We start from the raw sequence: 17,849 nt of genomic DNA on the forward strand, positions 1-17,849 counted from the left end.
ATTTTCCTCCAGCTATAATTAACGATAAAGGCCTGGTCACCAACCAAGCCTCTATCGTTATTAACTTTAGATTAAGCACCGTTAATTAACTGTGTAAGTAAATTCAAACTATCGCCAGATAAAAACGGCACCTGACCATAAATTAACCCTGCCTCACCTTGAAGTCTCGCGGCAAGATGTCCCTTTCCTAACAGCTTTTCAGCTCCTTTTTCCCCTAGGGAAATCTCAGAAGTCCCGATACTCTCAACTCTCAATATTAACCGATTCCCTAAATTATCCCTTAATTGAACCGGTAATACATTAGCATCAGGGCGTTGAGCTGCAAAAATCAAATGTATACCCGCGGCACGTGCTTTTACCCCTAACCGTTGAACAATAGAAGAAACAGCACTTTTATATTCATCGATTAGCATCCATTCGGCAAACTCATCGTGAATTAGGAAAATAAGAGGTAACTTTTCGTCATCCAATACTTTCGCATTGTAATCTTTCAAGTTATTTACTCTTATTTCTTTAAACTTCTGATACCTGTCATTCATCTCTATGACAAGATCTTCTAGTATATGTGTAGCTTTATTCTGATCATCGACAATACCTTCAACAAGATGAGGAAGATCAGCAAGATGCATATAATCTACACCATACTTAGGGTCAATTAAATAAATATGCGCAAGTTCTTTTTTATTAGTTACACAAATATCCAAAATCAGGTTTTGCAGCAACACTGACTTACCACTTCCCGTTGCACCAGCAATAAGTGTATGTGGAGCATGTTGAGCTCCGCCTTCAAACTCTCCACCAAGATTTAAATAAAGAAGTTCTCCATCAATTTCCTTAACGCCAATGACGAAACTCATATTAAGGCCAGAAGCATTAGCCTGAATTTTTCTTACTTTCCAAACATCAGCCAAAGAGATACTTTGTCTATTGGGACGAGCTAAAGAAACAACGATCTCACCAGGCTGCGCCAAGATGTTTATTACATCTAAAGCATGAGTTGTAAGAAGAGTTGATCTTCTCTTTTCAATATCATCAATTTTCAATTGATCTGAACCTTTTAACTTGATAATTACTGCGTTTGGCGTTAATCGATGATCAATCACTTTTGCTTGTAAATTATAACCAATTAAGGCAAGTCTTAATTTGTTTACAGTTTCGTTAACCCAGGTCTGATCCTCAGTATTTTCATCGGCTGATTGAGCATTTTGTTCAATCCAATTAGCTAAACCAGTACTAGCCCATGAAATAACATTATTACTTTCAATAATTGATACTTCAACTGCATTTGTTGGTTCTTCGTTTGTTGGTTCTTCGTTTGTTGGTTCTTCGTTTGTTGGTTCTTCGTTTGTTGGTTCTTCGTTTGTTGGTTCTTCGTTTGTTAGTTCTTCGTTTGTTGGTTCTTCGTTTGTTTTTTCTACTGGATTAGCATTCTTCTTATTACTTTCATCCGAATCGGATGTCGTTGTATCAGAACCATCTTCCTTATCGATATCTTCTAGGTTTTCAGGGACAATTCCTCGATTGGAAGTATCTCCATTGTTACTTGCCGCAACATAATTAATTCTCGGAGCAGGTATCTGAGCCTCTGATACTTCCCACGGCTTACTAATATCCAATTTCTCACGAATTGAGATGATAGATTCTTCCTTGTGATAGGCTAATACTAACTCTCGTACTAAATCCCTAGTAAATACCTCTTGATAACATTTTTTCGCATTTGTAACAGGATTTCTTTCGCTATCCAGACCAATATCAGGCAACGTAGACAAGAACACATGGGAGTATCCCTTAATATCAATAGGAATATCACCATTTCGAATTGCCTCTCTTAACTCATCTACAGAGAGCGGAGAACCCGGCGTCAATTCAATACCGTCATTTAACATATCGCTTAACCTAGACAACCATAGATCTCGGTCAAGTCTTCCTGGATTGCCAAAGAGTGCATTATCCATTCTTGAAACAGTATCACGCAACTGCTTTGAGGAATTCTTTTTCGCTTCAGATACACCTTTTGCATCGACATATTTCGCCTCAGACACGAATACTTGTAACTGTGGTTTATCATTAACCAATCTTGGTGCGATAGCTAATATATCCGCAATCTGTTCTTCTTTTTGTCCAAGCCATGTTGCATAATCGTCTAGGAAAAACCAACCTGCATTTTGGTCTGTTCCCATCTCATATTGAAGAATTGCTTTACTTAAAACAACCCCAATTAACTCTCCAGCAAATACACCACGCTTTGCAGCACGGAGTACAATATCCCCTGAGATTTCATTGGCGTCTTCTATAAAACGATCACTAAGATTTACAAGCTCAACATCTGTTAATCCTAGGTTCAAAGCATCTAATCGTTTTTTGACAAGTACCTTAAGTAGGTTCAATTGTGATTTGGAAGAGACAACAACGTTAGAACCATGGGACTTATTATGTTGATATTTTATAACTTGTACTCCCAGATTTTTCAATTGTCGGCGTTCTAATAGTTCATCGTAATTGACGACCCATTCACCAAGTTTGTGTGCTTCATCAAAAATAGCTTTAACTTTCTCATTCTGGAATGAGATTTGTCTAGCAGGTAAGTAGAATGATCCTGGAGCAACATCCTTACCTTTCACTACAGAGTAAACGGTCGAAAGATATGACCATCCAACTGAAGGTTGGCTTGGACAAGTTAGGTATACGGTCGATTTGAGCTCATCCTTAGCAGTAGAACGTCTTTTCGCCCACCGAGGAGGGTAATGACTAAGTATCTCAGGAATACGTCTCACTTGTACCTCATCCCATTCAAGATTTGCTTGTCTAGAAATCACATCTTGAAGGAATACGATATCAGCTAGCTTACCCTCTTTTGGATCTAAGGAGGTAGCTTCATGCGCCATAACACCAACACGCAAACGAGCCATGAAATCACGAGTTACCTCACTAGCTACAAACGAATCTGCATCACTATCTGCATTTTCTATCATTTTCATATACAATTCGTTTAACTTATTCGTGTCACGATGTCTTAAGATTACTTGACAGCGAACCTCATCCTCTGCCTCATGCATTGTAGCTAATGATCCAACAATTGTCTCAGGCAGTCTAGTGGAGTCACAGTTGTACAACACTAAACTTAAATTGGTCTTCTCATGGGGCTGAAGATCTAAATAACGCTCGACAAGACTCAGCAGCTTACTGCTTGCTTCTTTTGGATCTTCATTCGTCTGTGTATCTTCATCCTCACGAATTGGGTATTCCATTAAAGTGTAATCGTTTCTTGCATCTGTTACTGAAAGAAGAACTGGTTCTTGGCCCTTATAACCGACCGATACTTCTGGATAATAAGGACTGATAATTTCCTCTTTAAGGTCAGTAAAGAATAATCTTTGATCACCAAAGTCTATTTGATTAGTAGACAATATATAATTAATTAATCCCATGACTTGTCTAGCTTTCACAGACTTTGCTGCCATACGCATTGGATGCCACGGCGCAATAATGGTCATAGGTTTTTTCTTATCACCATCAACCCTTACGTTACCAATACTCATAACAGGCTGCATGATATTAATCCTGTTCATGTCCCCTAAAGCATGCTCTTGTAGGGTGCGCAAGAATTTATCATAAAACTCACTTTGTTCAATCATGGAATCAGAACTAATACCATCAATCAACCAATCATTAATTGATTGTCTATATTTATTAGCAAATTCTGACCAGACTTCTTTTAAAGCATCGTAATCTCTCTGTGAGAGCCTATCCTCCTCAAATGATTTCTTTAAGCTTTTCAGGATCAGCTTCTCTAAATCAGTTGTTTTAGCATAAACTCCTACTAGGGAGCCCCTATCCTGACCAAAAACAGCTTGTATTGTTCCCACATCGCTCAGAGATAATCCTTGAAGTTTCCCCTTTTTACTAACAGGATTCTGTGAAACGGTTGAATAGGAAAAAGGATGCTCCGCTAATCTTCTCAGATCATCATAGAGTTCCAAACCAATCTCTAGAGGATTACCTTGCCAAATAAGTTTTACTTCATTTTTTTGCTTTGCCCCTTGCAAATCTTGGTAGGTTAACTCAATATAAAATGCAATTTGAACAGCTGCTTTAGCTGTTGAAGTATTCTTTTTGTAACTATTCTTCTGCTTTGCTTCTAGCACTAATTGATCATATTTAAACAAATGATACGTGTCCCAACTCACTTGCCAATTCGTCAATTTTTCAAGACCTCTATATGCGTTGCAGAAGTGCAAAGCAATATCTTCATTTAAATCCAACCAGGACTTTTTACTATTCGTTTTTTGAGTACGTATTTTCAGTGTTTTTTCCCCATGATAACTATCACATTGAGCAAATAATCTCTCTGTTGCCTCTAACAGTCCGACCAAGAAATCAGTACATTCAATTGCTTTACCATATACAAATCGATCCCATTCAGCTTTTAGAGCCTTATCAGTCTCTAAATTTTGTCTGTGTTTATCGTAAAACTCTTTGTCTTCCTCAGTGGCTTCTTTAGCTTTCCGTTTTTTAAACAGTTCATTAAGATTGTCTAAATAAGTGACTTCTTCAACAGTGAGAGTATCCGGAAACTCGTCTTCATAAAGTTGGCGAGTTTTTTCAGCTAAATTTATTTTCATTGGCTTTAACTCAATGAATAATAGATTAACTTTATCTGACTCCCACTCTAATTCTGAAAGACTCTCAGCCGCATTTGACCAATTAATATCCGATTCAATAAACAACTCCATAATAGGTTGAACGGATGGATCAATTTGGCTTTTTACTTTATCATAAGATGCACTAATATCACTATTCTCAATAATTTGCCGATTTGGATGTTGCTTGTATAAATAACATGCTCTTTTAGTGTAGGCATCCACAAACATCTTTTTCCAACGACTTGCATGACCCAAAGCATTCTCCGGGATAGTATCAAAATAAAAAGAGTCACGTGGAATTCGAAGAGCAGGCAATCCCCATCCTAGAGCTCTTACGACAGGGATACTTTCTTCAGCAATGACTCCACGTACTTTTACAACATATTCGCTGAACTCTTCAAGACTACATTCATTCGCTTCTTGAAGACCTTTTAATGCTTGAGCCCAATGTTTTTGCTGATCTTCACTTAAAGGTAAGTCTTTTCCAGCCACTTGAACCCAAAGATCAGGATGACTTTTCAAATCACCCGCACCAACTCTAGCTATATCTCTTAATGATTGTCCTTGATCATCATTGGTATTAGCTAACAATATAGCAGGTTTATCACAAGAAGCATTTCTCCAATATGTGGTCTTCTCATCCGTAACCATAACATCTGATAATCCCGATCCCTCAACTAATTTTCTAGGGACTTTTATAGCAATTATTGACGATAGTAAAACGTCTTGGCTAATCGTTTTGCATATATTGGATACTTGGTCGCCAGTGAGTCTATCTAATAAAAAACGTGCAATTCCTTCCTCAGAGTGAGTATTCTGTAACTGTCGACGTAAGTACTCCGTTGCAACTTTCCCGATTAATTCTAGTTGGTTCATGAATTTATTTCCTCCTGCGTTCCGAAGGGATTTTCAACGTAAGCACAAGCATCTGATAGTCTACGTAATAATCCCATACTAGCTAATCGCTGCTCTAACCTTCGCGCATTCTCTGAAAAGGCCTCTAAATCAGCCCTTCCAGTTTCCGTCAGTTCGAGAGCCTGTTTATCACCAATGATGAATCCATATTTCTCATATAACTTATCCAAAAAATCATGATACTCCATTCTTTTTGGTACTACACATAATACTAAGGATTTTAATAACATATCTTGTGGAGCGTATCTAAGTCTCCGGGACCCTCTTCTAGAAGAAAGTCCGATCTCTTTCCCCCAAACACCATGAAATTTATCAACGTGTTGTTTATGTCTATTTATTGCGGCAGCTACGAATTTATTTATTAAGTCTTCTGGTGAATTCGCAGAGTCTATTTCATTCTCTTTCGGCCATTCATATTCTTTTTTTAACAATGATATGGCTTCAGTAATATCTGTCACTTGATTCCATGCATCTGTTTGGGTAACTTGTCTAATATAGGCTTCTATAGCCCTTCTTGACATATTATTGTGCAATGTAAATGAATCAGAAGAAAGCTCCCTAATAATTGTCTTCTTAGGTGATACAATTTCTAGAACAAAAGTTAATTTTGAATTATCATCGAGTACAGATTTTGCACGATTCAAACTATACATTATCATGTGTAACCCCGTTATATTAACAAGATGAGGTATTGCATCATAATTTGGAATATTACTCTCTAATAAACTTAACCAGTCCTCTGCAAGTGTTTGATATTCTGGCAAATTTAAGTACGGCAGATATCCCCCGGGTTTCAAAGAAGAAGCATTTACTGTTCCTTTTGGCTCTAAAGCAGCTACTAGACGATTAAATTTATTTAAAGGATTTAAGACGCTTTTCTGTAAGCTTGAAAGAATTCTAGAACCTTCACCACTTCTAGTCAGCATCAAATACAATAACTCTCCCGTTCTACCAAAGAACCTTCTGTCATTTGTAGGAGCTTTATTTTCTTTAACATTTAAATCTTCATATAGACAACTAGGACCATATGGAAAAATAAATTGCGAACTCCACCGTTTATTGTTATCCCCTTCTATAGTTGTCTCCCGAAGAAATTGAACAACTGATACAAAATCTTCAAACTTGGGGAATCGCTTTTCTAAGTAGGTAAAATCAGCATTTACTATGCCAGCTTGTCCCTTAGACATGACCTCATACCATTGTGTCCACGCTTCTTTGTCATCGTATTTATATCTGTTAGCTATCAATGATAATTGAGGATTATTAAACAAGATATTTCGCAAATATAATCTTGATTGAGGTAAATAAGCTAATTTATTGGGCTCAACTTCAAGAAACGCTCTTCCTGCAATGTATTCCGCTTGAAGTACAGTTAGAAATTCCATAAAACAAAGCCATGGAGTCTGCTCGTCATATAAACGATGGCCCCAAATGGCCTCATCTACCCACATATCAGAATCTATTTTATTTGGACGTGGTAGTCTGTTATTCATTGTAGTTTACCTCTACTGTTCTGTCGTCTATCAAACCATCAGGAGTTAAACGGATAATCCTAAATGATAATTCACTTTCATCATCCGAATCCTCTTCATCTATTTTGCGTCTAATTTCTAATTGTTTGAGGAGTTTACTTTTAAACCCTAAAATATCCTCATAACATTCCCGTGAAAAACTTCCTGGAAGTGCGCCTTCTGCTACTCTTGATAAAAACTCATATCGAACTAATTGTAAAATCAGTTCAACTGCAGAAACAGATGGTGAGAGTTTAACTTCAACTATAAGCTTCGCATTAGCATTCAATTTGATCTGCATGCTTTCTCCGCGCTTTTTAGGAACAGAAATACTTTCCTCAAAAATCCTACTAACTTTTGCTTGTGAGTGACTGCCTGATGTAGCTAATATTAGCTCGTCGTTGTTCTTTGCTAATAACCCTGTAAAAATACGATTTAAGCCCTGGGCTATTCTAGAAGTAATCTGAGAAGCTACTTTGCCATTATTTGTTGCAGCTCTATATACATCAGATAGATATTCTCCAGCGTATTGAAAAGTAGTAAGTTGCCATAGTTTAAGTTCTTCCTCTTTATCTTTAGGAATTACAAAAAACAATCTTTGTCGTTGTGATCGGAGTGAAATCAAAAAGACTTCGGAACTATCTGTCACGCCCTCTAAATAGTCCTTTTGATGTGCACGGTATGTTTGATCAGCACCGTAATATGTATCATTTAACAAAAGCTCTTGGTAATATGGATTTAGTTCAGGATCATCTTCCCCAAAAATCAAAATATTATCAATAGTATTGCTTGTCTCATACCCTATTCCAAACTTGCCTAGAGTAGCAAATACATCTGTTGATTCACGACGTCTTTCTGTAAGATTCTCACCTAAGACATTACGATAGATACTTGCTTGCGATGTTTTATTTTCTTCCACTATCTTTGCTGCATCTGTACATGTCATTAGTCTATCTTTAGCTTCCGGATGTCCGAGAAGCATGTTGGAAACCAAAAGAAGTAATTGTCTTATTGGGAGATGAACTCCGTTTAACTCAGATAATTCTAAAAGATCGGTTACCCTTGAACTCAATAACCTATTGTCATGTTTACCCTCAAGTCTTTTGCGATTTTCCCATATAGGACATTTTTTTTCTGTCTGATCTTCTCCATACAATGAACAGTTGTTACAATTGTTCCAACCCGAATGTTTTATAACAACATCTACAATTTGAGGAAAAAGTATTGCAGCACTAATTTGACTTAGATTGTACAGCTTTAAGTGAAACCCATTTTTCTCTTTTATCTCAGAAACCAGTAAGTCCTCTATACACTGCTTAACTGTCTCAATATTAGGATCCGGCCTTAAATGTTTCCAAGCCTCAATCAGTTGGCCATCGTTTGCTGCAATTAAAAAGACATTATTATCATTTGGGCTAAGAACAGAGCTAACAAACTGCTCTAGAATACTTCTTTCCTCGTCCTTAAGCTCACTCAGATCCTTTATAACAAATAATCTCTTAGAATTTGATAATTGCAATTCTTTAATCTTATCATCATTTTGCCATACAGAAAGTGAGCCATTTAAAGCTAACCAAATCTCTCTACAATTGTAGGTTTTTCCATCCCCAGCAGTCCCGGTAAGAATAACCGATTTAGGATTGCTTGAAAGAAAATTATCTATAAGTTCTTTTAAATATATTGATTCTATGGTAATTGGCTCAATTTTCTTCTTTTTAATAATCCTATGGATTGCTTCATCATACATGTTGTCGTTTCTAGGAATAGGCCCATATTGTCGAAGGAAACTAATCCATTCAGATTGAATTATAGTCATTTTGAACTACCGCCTTATTAAGATATGGTTCGATTGTTACATTCGACATCTTACATAATATATCCTGTCTAGCAAAAAACTTACTACTTAAAAAGATTTTTAATTGAGTCCAAGTTAAGAATTAAATGAGTTCTTTACCGTTATAGCCACGACCTCAACTCTCGGGTCAGGTACACTACATTCAACAATATGAAAGTGAATACCTAAAACTTTTACATAAACTGGAACTGTAGGTGTGTGATTAGGGACATTTTTCGCAACTCCAAGTACAGGATAAAGCAACTTATGCTTTGCCAATGATTTATGACTAGAATCACTCTTGACTTCTATTACAAATAATGTATCTCTGTTATCTCGCTTCTCAATAAACATAGCGTCAATTTCAACTTGACCTCTAAATATGTTCAAATTGTTCATCAATAAGACTATGAGGCTTAAATTGAAGGTAAATGTTGAATTATAATTTGCAGGTGGGAAGATAGGTTTTACTACATCAAAACCTAGAGCAAAACTTATTAAACCAGAAGAAAAACCTAGATTTACTAATGACTTTTCTGTTAATGAAGGTAATAATGTACATGCTTTTAGTTGATCAACGTTAATGCTAGAAATAAATTCAGTCCCTTCAACATTAAAAATAGTGTAATCCATTAAAAAGAAGTCTTCTAATCTATCCTTTACCTTTACTAACGCAAATTGAGTTCCTTTACCTGATCGAGCTTGACCAAGCCTCATATCGAAATGGCTGCTGGTATCGCACCCAAATATTTCACTTATTCCCTATACCTTATTTCTGAAATTATCGAATTCCCCTATATACTTTAATTAGATTAAGTATTATCTAACTAAATTTTTTATTACTTAATAAAATAAAAAATTCGTCGAAATTGCTTCGACGAATTTTTGGGACTAACATATAAACTATATTTATGCAAACGAGCACACACATGGTATATCTGCATCAGCTTTAAATAAGAATTTTTCAAAACCTTCTTTCTCCATTACTTCTCTAAATTGTCTCATCGTATAGGAACCACCATTTTTCTTAAGAATGGAGACATCCTTAAGTAAAGTGGCCCTGAAACGTTCCTCCATCTCTTCTTGTTCCCGATATCTCTCCGGCCATATCGCATAAAGTAAGGCATAATGCTGATAACCACCGCGGACACATCTACCGGCACAGTTGGCATGGGAGAAGCCTTTAATACCATATTTTAACGCTATTTTTGCATTATTGTTACCGTTATTAGCCAGGTGTTCTGCAATATTGTACATCCGAGGTAACTCAATTCCCCATTCGTCTCGAATTATTCCTTTAGCATCAAGATCTTCTCTAAATAAATCAATTAAAGGAAATCGAGTCTCAATTGGTTCTAAAGTAAAGTGTGAATAAAATTCCTTCAGATTGTCCGCACGGTGTTTCTCGTGTGGGCCAATCCCAAAATAAAGAATAGGTTCTAGATTCTTTTGATTTCTTAGCTCATCTTCTAAAAATATAATCGTTTGTCTAACCTTGAGTTCTTCAGAACATTTAGCCAGTCGAGCATTTCCAAGGAATCGTTCGTCGTAGAAAACCTCTTCTGGTGTTCTCCCATCAAGTCTCTCAGTAATTTCCACACCAATGTGCCTAGATACCTCATCCATGAATCTATAGTTATCTTCATCTTCCCATAACGTGTTCGTAAAAAATAAAATACAGTTCTCTTTACCATACGTTTGCACCATATGGTTAGCAACATATGCACTTCCAGCACCGCCGCTAAACATCGCCACATGTACTACTTTCTTTTCTTGTCTCTCCATAATATCACTCCGCTTTTACCACATAATCTTCGAATAATTTATAGATTAGATATTCTAGCTCTTGCCGTGGCACATTTCTTCCCGCAGTATTAATCATTCTTTCTAGATTTGCATATACGGTTGTCGATTTCACTGATAAATCGACTTTATTTATTGTTTTTCTACTATTGTTCATTTGAATAGTAACTAAATTCTCTGTGTCTAGCAAAACTTCCTCTTTCGTTGCCGCGACTTGCTTATAATCATGTTTTAATTGAGTGATAAACAAGTCATAGGTAGTATCAGACCAATCGTTTATTTTAACACCTATATACCCCTCAGCAAAGTGATCAATCCACGAACCATCATAATCGACATTAAACGATGATAACATTTTTACAATCATCTTATTATTGCTAAAACTACCATTTAACTTTTGTTGTTTAACCCAATCATTTAGTTCCTCACTACTAGGAACCCCCATTGTTTCAAATACTTTATCGGTCAAATTCTTTTTTAAGTTTGTAGTGAAACTCTCACCGTATTGTTTAACTACCAACATTTTTTCAGGATCATTATGATAAAGGTTAAAAAGTTGGGTAATAGATTTCTGCGGGTCAATTTCAGATCTTTTGATACACTCTCTAAATTGTCTAAACTCATCATCAATATACTCTGAGGTTTGGACGATTCTCGGTAGTGACCTTAGCCATTTAAGAAGTGTACCGCACATGTAAATCAGTCTGGAATGATTACTAAGACGCAACTCTAAAGAATCTTGGTAATACAACTCCATTTTATTAAAGAATTCTATATAATCTTCGCTAATATTCTCGTAAACGTACTGATAGTTTTCAGAGCCAACATCGACAATTATTTCAAAAAGCTTAGCTCCATTGACTCCTGGAACAAACATTTCGTTTCGATACAACATAAACTCGTTCCACCGATCCCTGAGTAAAGCCACAAAAAGAATTGGAATCAACGGTTTTCGAATACCAAATGGCGGTCTAATAAATATATCGACTAGCTCTTCCAAATTACCAGTGGAGTTTTCCTCCAACTTCTCCATCAACATAGACCTAAGTGCAGTAAAGGATTCGTTTTTTATATCTGAGTACGCTAGGTTATTAATATTATAGTCAAACCTGTCGTTATTTTTAAATATAGAAGCAAATAATGCATATTCAGGTCCATTCCCAGTAATACCAAAATGATCGGATTGGGGTTCCTCAAGTATTTTATCAATAAGCAAAATTGCAGCGTTTCGTTGTGCACCGGAAATACTATTTCTATTAAAAGAGTCATTTAATACGATCGGTGTATTAGGATATATCGAATAACATTTTTCAGATAGTACCTCTGCCAACTGAAATTCTGACTTAATTGAAGAAGTACGGCCATCAGTGTACCACAATTGATTTTCATTAAAAGCTGTTATTTCATATAAGTAGTTTGAGATTTTATATTTTGTCTCATTAATTAGAATCTCTAATTCTTCCTTAATCCCTTTGTCTTCTGCTAATAATGACTTATTCTTTTTCAGTAAATCTAAGCCAAGGTAATTATAAACTTCCGTAATTATCTCTTCAGCAGGTTCGGGATGTAAGAAAAACAATTTGTCTTTATATTGTTCGCTTAGACTTCTTAATACAGGATCTAAAGCTACCTTGGTTACTGTATCCTCTGGCAACACAAAATACAGTATAAGATCAGAGAATTCACCTTTATTATCTTCTACACCTTCAAGCAAGTCTTTACCATAAACTACTTTAACAGCAGCAAACCTAGTCATACCCTTGTCATCATTGTACCGATCCGGGAAATAAAACTTCCTAGTAAGATTATTTTGTAAAACCTCTATTTCTTTTGCATTACTAAGCTTGACTATTTGCTTTTCTTGTTCTAATTTCTCATGTAAATCAATCGAGTTTCCAGCGAATAACTCCCAGAAATCATTAACTCTATTAAATCTAACAACTTTGTTTTTGCTTAGTATAGACAAGATACTTAAAAGCTCATCCCCACCAATCTGTGTCGCGAACTGCAAAAAGTCCGTTGTTAACTTCTGGTCACTTTGTAACGCGCACAAATTCCATAGGGTAATGATCTTTACTAAATTAGTTGCTGCATGTCTGTTAGTAAGATCCTCTGGTAATCGTGCCATTGCTTTTTTATATAGGAGAATATGTTCAGAGATCTCTTCGTTACTAATATCATTGGAATCAGGAAAGAAGAAATCAAATAACTGGTGCGCTAGATAATAGTCATTGGTTTTATTGATGTGGTTGATTAAACCACTCGTTTCTTGACTTTCTAAGAAAGTAAACAACGTTCTTTCATTTTGCCCAAACACACGAGTTAAGTTCGGTAGCAGAAATAACGAAACTGGATGAAGCGGATACATCCCCTTTATTACTAACTCATCACGTTCAGTTTGATTAATACTAGGAAAAAGAGGGTATTTTCTCATCTGGCTTTGCGTATTAGTAAAGTCCGAAATCGATATCTGCGGTTTTTGTTCAATATTTTCAGTTATTATGATCTCGGCAATCCTAAGAAAGGTCGCTTGATCACTTTTAACTAAATAATGACTAAAGCGCTTTTCAATGCGTTGAAACTCTTTTGCAAATTCTTCATTTGAGTTGTTGAAATAATGACGCAAACTTTTATGGGTAATTAATAAAAAATGTATTGATTTTGATCTATTTGCGAGTTCCGCAAGATCTTGAATATCTTGCATAGCCTCGTTAAATTTTGAGGCACCTAACCCTTGTAAAAACCTTGCAAATTCATCATATACAATAAAGATACCAAGATTATTTTCTTGTAGAATATTATCTAAATATTCCATCTGCGATAAAAAACTATGGTCAAAGTCAATTTCGAATGAAGCACCCGCTGTTAAAAGCGGGTATATTTCTGAAAAGTATCTTATCTCAGCTTCGTTTTGTTTCTTTACTTCCGCAATCCATTTTGTGAGATGTTTTCCATCCCGCTCTAATTGTAAGTTAAATTTTCTAAAGGTCTCGGGGAAAGTATTTTCCCATACTTTAATCGAGTCAATAATTTTTGTTGCTAGTCCCGGTAACACTACATCGATACCCTGATCATTGAGCTTTTTTAATATACTAGATAAAATCGATTGTCTAAACCTACCCTCGTTACCGCTTAGTAATATCGGCAAAAAAGTTGTAGATAAATTACTTGCGCCTTTTATTTTAATAGCGATTTGGTCATCCACTTGTTCAAACTTATTAACTAAATTGATTACTTCAGTAGAATCGACTAGCTTTGAAACAACGCTCCCGATTACATTTGCCAACAATGATTTTCCAGTACCATACGGCCCAATAATAATATGTGAGTGATTCGCATTCTCTTCGGTAATTCCCTCAATTATCCCTCTCATCGCTTCAGCGTGGGAAGGGGTAGGAATATAACGTTTTATAAATTCAGCATTACCTATATCAAATTTAATGTTTACACTCGACTTAAAAGCCATCTCGATGCAGTCATCCTTTCAAAAGCTCACTCTTCAAAAATTCAGTCGGGGAGATCTTCGGTACTTTAATATAATCTAAGTTATTAGTTCTAACATACTCTATTGGGAACTGATCGTGATTTGTAAGAATATTCAAAACCTCGATTATCTTATTCCGAGAGAGGTTGTATGTTTTACCCCAAAGATAATCACCATGCAGAATCTCATCAACACTTATTAAATCTGCATCGTTTATGGTTCGATACGTCAGCAATACGTAATAAAGTGGGATAACACCTATCTTATTAATCTCAGGCACCAATTTTTTTATGATGTCAAATCCTTCCCCAGAAGACTCACTTTTCATTAAAGTAAGTTTGGAAAATGGACAGAAAATAACATCCTCCGGATCATTCTCGTCAGGAGCCTTTGTGTAAAATTGTATTAAACAATCAATGTCCCGCTTTAAGGACTTGTCCGAGATGGCCTTTGTTTCGTTTTGGCTTACCCAAGTAATAAAAGAATTTAATAGCTCAGGTTTGCTTACAGAAGTCTCTTTATATTTGTTAAAGTACCAATCAAAAACAGTAGCTTGATCATTAGTATTTCTAACTAAATTATAATGAAGTATCGATAATGTCTCATTTCTTTGTAAGAGTCGATCATTATCATATAAAATTCTACCCAAATCGGATAAAGTATGTACTTTTTGTCCATCTTCCGTTTTTTCTTCAAGAACGTTAAAGGCAACAAGCCAATACTTTAACGACTCTAACATGTTCTTACCTAATCCAATAGTTTCAAAAGCATATTCATTAAAAAAAAATCTAGGATTTTGACTTACTGCCCTTAATCCTTTACTAAACCATTTATCTCTCAAATAAAAACTTTGATGCCTCGCATATGCCATAAGCCTAACCCCTTCCTAAACCCAACAAAAAATCACTCCTGGAGAGTACTCTCCAGGAGTGATTATACACCAAAAAAAGAATAAATAATAGACCCAAACAGGAACAAACGTTCTAATCTGATGCTAATGTTTAGCATTTGACAGTACTCATAGCCCATGCAATATCTTATATATGATTCTTTTAGACTATTCACTTAAATTCATTTTTATAATTCGACATAGCCAGTCAAAAACCTCTTATAACTTAAACCCCGGCCGCAGGCCGCTCCTTCGCCTTATCCGACTCGATCGCGTTGCGAGTCGCAGCTTCCTTATCCTGGCTGAGCTCCTCGACCGACTTCGTCTTTAGGCGCGCAGCGCCTTGATAATTCTCCCGCGTTGGCAGCAAATCTCCTTTTGCCAACCGCTCCTCCGCTGCAGCAATAGCTTCCGTGTACTGCGGAAGCCACTTCGCCTGAGCAACCAGCATCTCGTCGGCCATCTGCCAGATTTCCTTCGGATTGCACACTGCGCCGGTGAGCGGGTCCATCATCATCGCTTGGCGGAGCAGCTTGTCGTCGCCGTGGACGGCGGCTTCTACGGCCATGCGTTGGACGGAGATGCTGACATTGCAGACGGCTGCCGGGCCGAGCGGCAGGTCGCCAACAACCGGCATGTTGATGCCGTTGCGGTCGACATAACCTGGTGCCTCGATGATGGCATCGTCCGGCAGGTTGGTGATCACACCGTTATTTACGACATTGAAGTGGCCGCGGTACACTCGGCCTGTCTCGAGGCCCTCTATAATATAAGATCCATGCTCTTCACCGCGGTTCTCAGCCGTGTACTTGAACGGCTCTGCCTTCATCCAGTTCGGGAAGTCGGTCTCGAACCAGTTGCGGCCCTCAGTGCAGACGCGGAGGTAGCCGCCGGTCTCGCCGTTGATCCATACGCCAAGGTCAATCCAGTCCTTGATCTCATCCGGACGTTTGCGATACCATGGCACGTATTCGCTCAAGTGACCGTTGGATTCGGTGGAATAGTAACCGAAGCGGCGCAGCATGTCGATGCGGACCTTCTCGGTCTGAGCGAATTCCGGCACCGATTCGAATGCCTCCAAGAGATCCCCCGTACGATCTACGCCATCCGTCTTAACCGAAATATACCAAGTCTGATGGTTAATGCCCGCGCAGATGATGTCGACGTCCTTCTTCTCCCGGCCAAGCGCACGCGCGATTTGGTGATGTCCGCCTTGCACGCCATGGCAGAGGCCGATGGTACGTACACCGCCGTACTTGTTGCAAGCCCAAGTCAGCATCGCCATCGGGTTCGCGTAGTTGAGTAGCAGCGCATTTGGTTCTGCCACCTCGCGGATGTCCTTGCAGATGTTCAGCATCTCGGCAATGCCGCGCTGGCCGTACATGATCCCCCCTGCACACAAGGTGTCTCCGACGCATTGGTCGATGCCGTATTTTAACGGAATGTCGATATCATATTGGAACGCCTCCAGACCGCCGATCCGCACCACGCAAAACACGTAACGCGCATCCTTAAGCGCCTCTCTGCGGTTGGTTGTGGCCTGGATCTCAATGGACAAGCCATTTTCGTTGATGTCTCTTTGCACGAGCTGGGTTACCATGTCGAGATTATGTTCGTTAATGTCTGTAAAAGCAACCTGAATATCCTCAAATTCCGGCACGGCGAGCAAGTCCCTCATCAAGCCGCGTGTGAACCCAATACTTCCCGCACCTACGAATGCCACCTTAAAACTCATAAAAAACGCCTCCTCTTCGCCTATAAGGGTGTTGTCGCTTAATACCCTTATTCTAGCAGGCGGAAAAAGAAGGCGTTTCCACATTCGCAACAGCTTGCGTTAGATGTTGTCAACTATTTCAACTTCATAATCGGTCCAGCTGGAGATCGTATTCTTGGATTTGCGGTATTCGGCGGGCGATATGCCCGTCATTTTCTTGAACAGCATGCTGAAATATTGGCGGCTGTTCAGCCCGATATGATCCGCCACCTCGATGATGGGTACATCCGTCCGGGCGAGCAGCATTTTGGCTTTATCCATACGCAAGTCCACCAAATATTCATTGATGGTCTTGTTCATATTCGATTTGAAAATACGCTGGAGATAGACGGGATGCAGATTAACGGCAGCCGCAATATCCTTGGCTTGGATCGCCGTATCGTAATATTGATGAATGTATTCCGTTGCTTGCCGCACGTAATGATGGATCTGGCGCTCCGTGCTATTTTTCGCCTCAACGGCTACCAGCCTTCCAACACGAACGAGCAGCTGGGACATCAGAAGATTGGTCATCATCTCGCGTCCCTGCTCCTTGCCTTCGCCGCCTAGATCCAGCTCAAACACGAGATTCCGCAGGTTCACCTGAATATCTTCATAGTCTCTCAGCACAATGGTATCGAGCCGCTGCTCCAGCAGCTTGGAGAACATCGGATTATGATTGGCCATTTGATTCATGGACGGGTAGATGCCGTCGCAGGGCTGGAACCCAAACTCTACATTCAGCATCCGGCACGGACTCCCGCTCTCGACGATCAGTCGATGCGGCACACCGGCATCCAGCATAATAAGATCACCTTTGCGCATCGCAATAACGTCCTTATTTGTCTCGACCGTGCAGTTCCCGGAAATAACGTACATGAACTCCGTCCAGTCATGCTGATGGAAGCCCATATGGAAATCCTCCCACTGCTTGTAGTAATACGCCATGATCTTGGGCCGGAACTCCCCGTCTCTCCACTTTGCATCGTAAAAGCTGTTCGTATTCATGCTTCCCCA

General features: G+C 38.4%; 9 protein-coding genes. All 9 read right to left on the bottom strand.

All coding sequences use genetic code 11. The annotated features are described in order from the left end of the window. Positions 1–71: 71 nt before the first annotated feature. Positions 72–5,519: an FtsK/SpoIIIE domain-containing protein gene (locus WFK81_RS01515; protein ID WP_336784695.1), complete on the bottom strand. Its 5,448-nt coding sequence runs from the start codon at positions 5,517–5,519 to the stop codon at positions 72–74. Then, on the bottom strand, positions 5,516–7,051 hold the full coding sequence (locus WFK81_RS01520) for a hypothetical protein (protein ID WP_336784696.1): 1,536 nt from the start codon (positions 7,049–7,051) through the stop codon (positions 5,516–5,518). Before WFK81_RS01520 ends, WFK81_RS01515 begins: the two co-directional genes overlap by 4 nt. Beyond that, the gene (locus WFK81_RS01525; RefSeq protein ID WP_336784697.1) at positions 7,044–8,885 is read right to left on the bottom strand and encodes a hypothetical protein; all 1,842 of its coding nucleotides are present in this window, start codon (positions 8,883–8,885) and stop codon (positions 7,044–7,046) included. Before WFK81_RS01525 ends, WFK81_RS01520 begins: the two co-directional genes overlap by 8 nt. Positions 8,886–8,999: 114 nt before the next feature. Continuing rightward, entirely contained in the window at positions 9,000–9,620 is a 621-nt protein-coding gene (locus WFK81_RS01530) for a DUF6997 domain-containing protein (RefSeq protein ID WP_336784698.1), read from the bottom strand. A gap of 192 nt (positions 9,621–9,812) precedes the next feature. Continuing rightward, complete coding sequence (locus WFK81_RS01535; protein WP_336784699.1) at positions 9,813–10,688, bottom strand: hypothetical protein; 876 nt, start codon at positions 10,686–10,688, stop codon at positions 9,813–9,815. Between the two features lie 4 nt (positions 10,689–10,692). After that, positions 10,693–14,172, bottom strand: coding sequence for a hypothetical protein (locus WFK81_RS01540; protein WP_336784700.1), 3,480 nt, complete (start codon positions 14,170–14,172; stop codon positions 10,693–10,695). Between the two features lie 10 nt (positions 14,173–14,182). Next, positions 14,183–15,061 carry a DUF4007 family protein gene (locus WFK81_RS01545; protein WP_336784701.1) on the bottom strand — a complete coding sequence of 293 codons (879 nt, stop codon included), beginning with the start codon at positions 15,059–15,061 and terminating at the stop codon, positions 14,183–14,185. A gap of 244 nt (positions 15,062–15,305) precedes the next feature. Further along, entirely contained in the window at positions 15,306–16,814 is a 1,509-nt protein-coding gene (locus tag WFK81_RS01550) for an alpha-glucosidase/alpha-galactosidase (RefSeq protein ID WP_336784702.1), read from the bottom strand. 99 nt (positions 16,815–16,913) lie between these two features. Beyond that, a complete protein-coding gene (locus WFK81_RS01555) occupies positions 16,914–17,840 on the bottom strand; it encodes an AraC family transcriptional regulator (protein WP_336784703.1) in 927 nt (308 codons plus the stop codon). Positions 17,841–17,849 lie beyond the last annotated feature (9 nt).

Source organism: Paenibacillus sp. MMO-177 (assembly GCF_037147795.1).
Lineage (GTDB): Bacteria > Bacillota > Bacilli > Paenibacillales > Paenibacillaceae > Pristimantibacillus.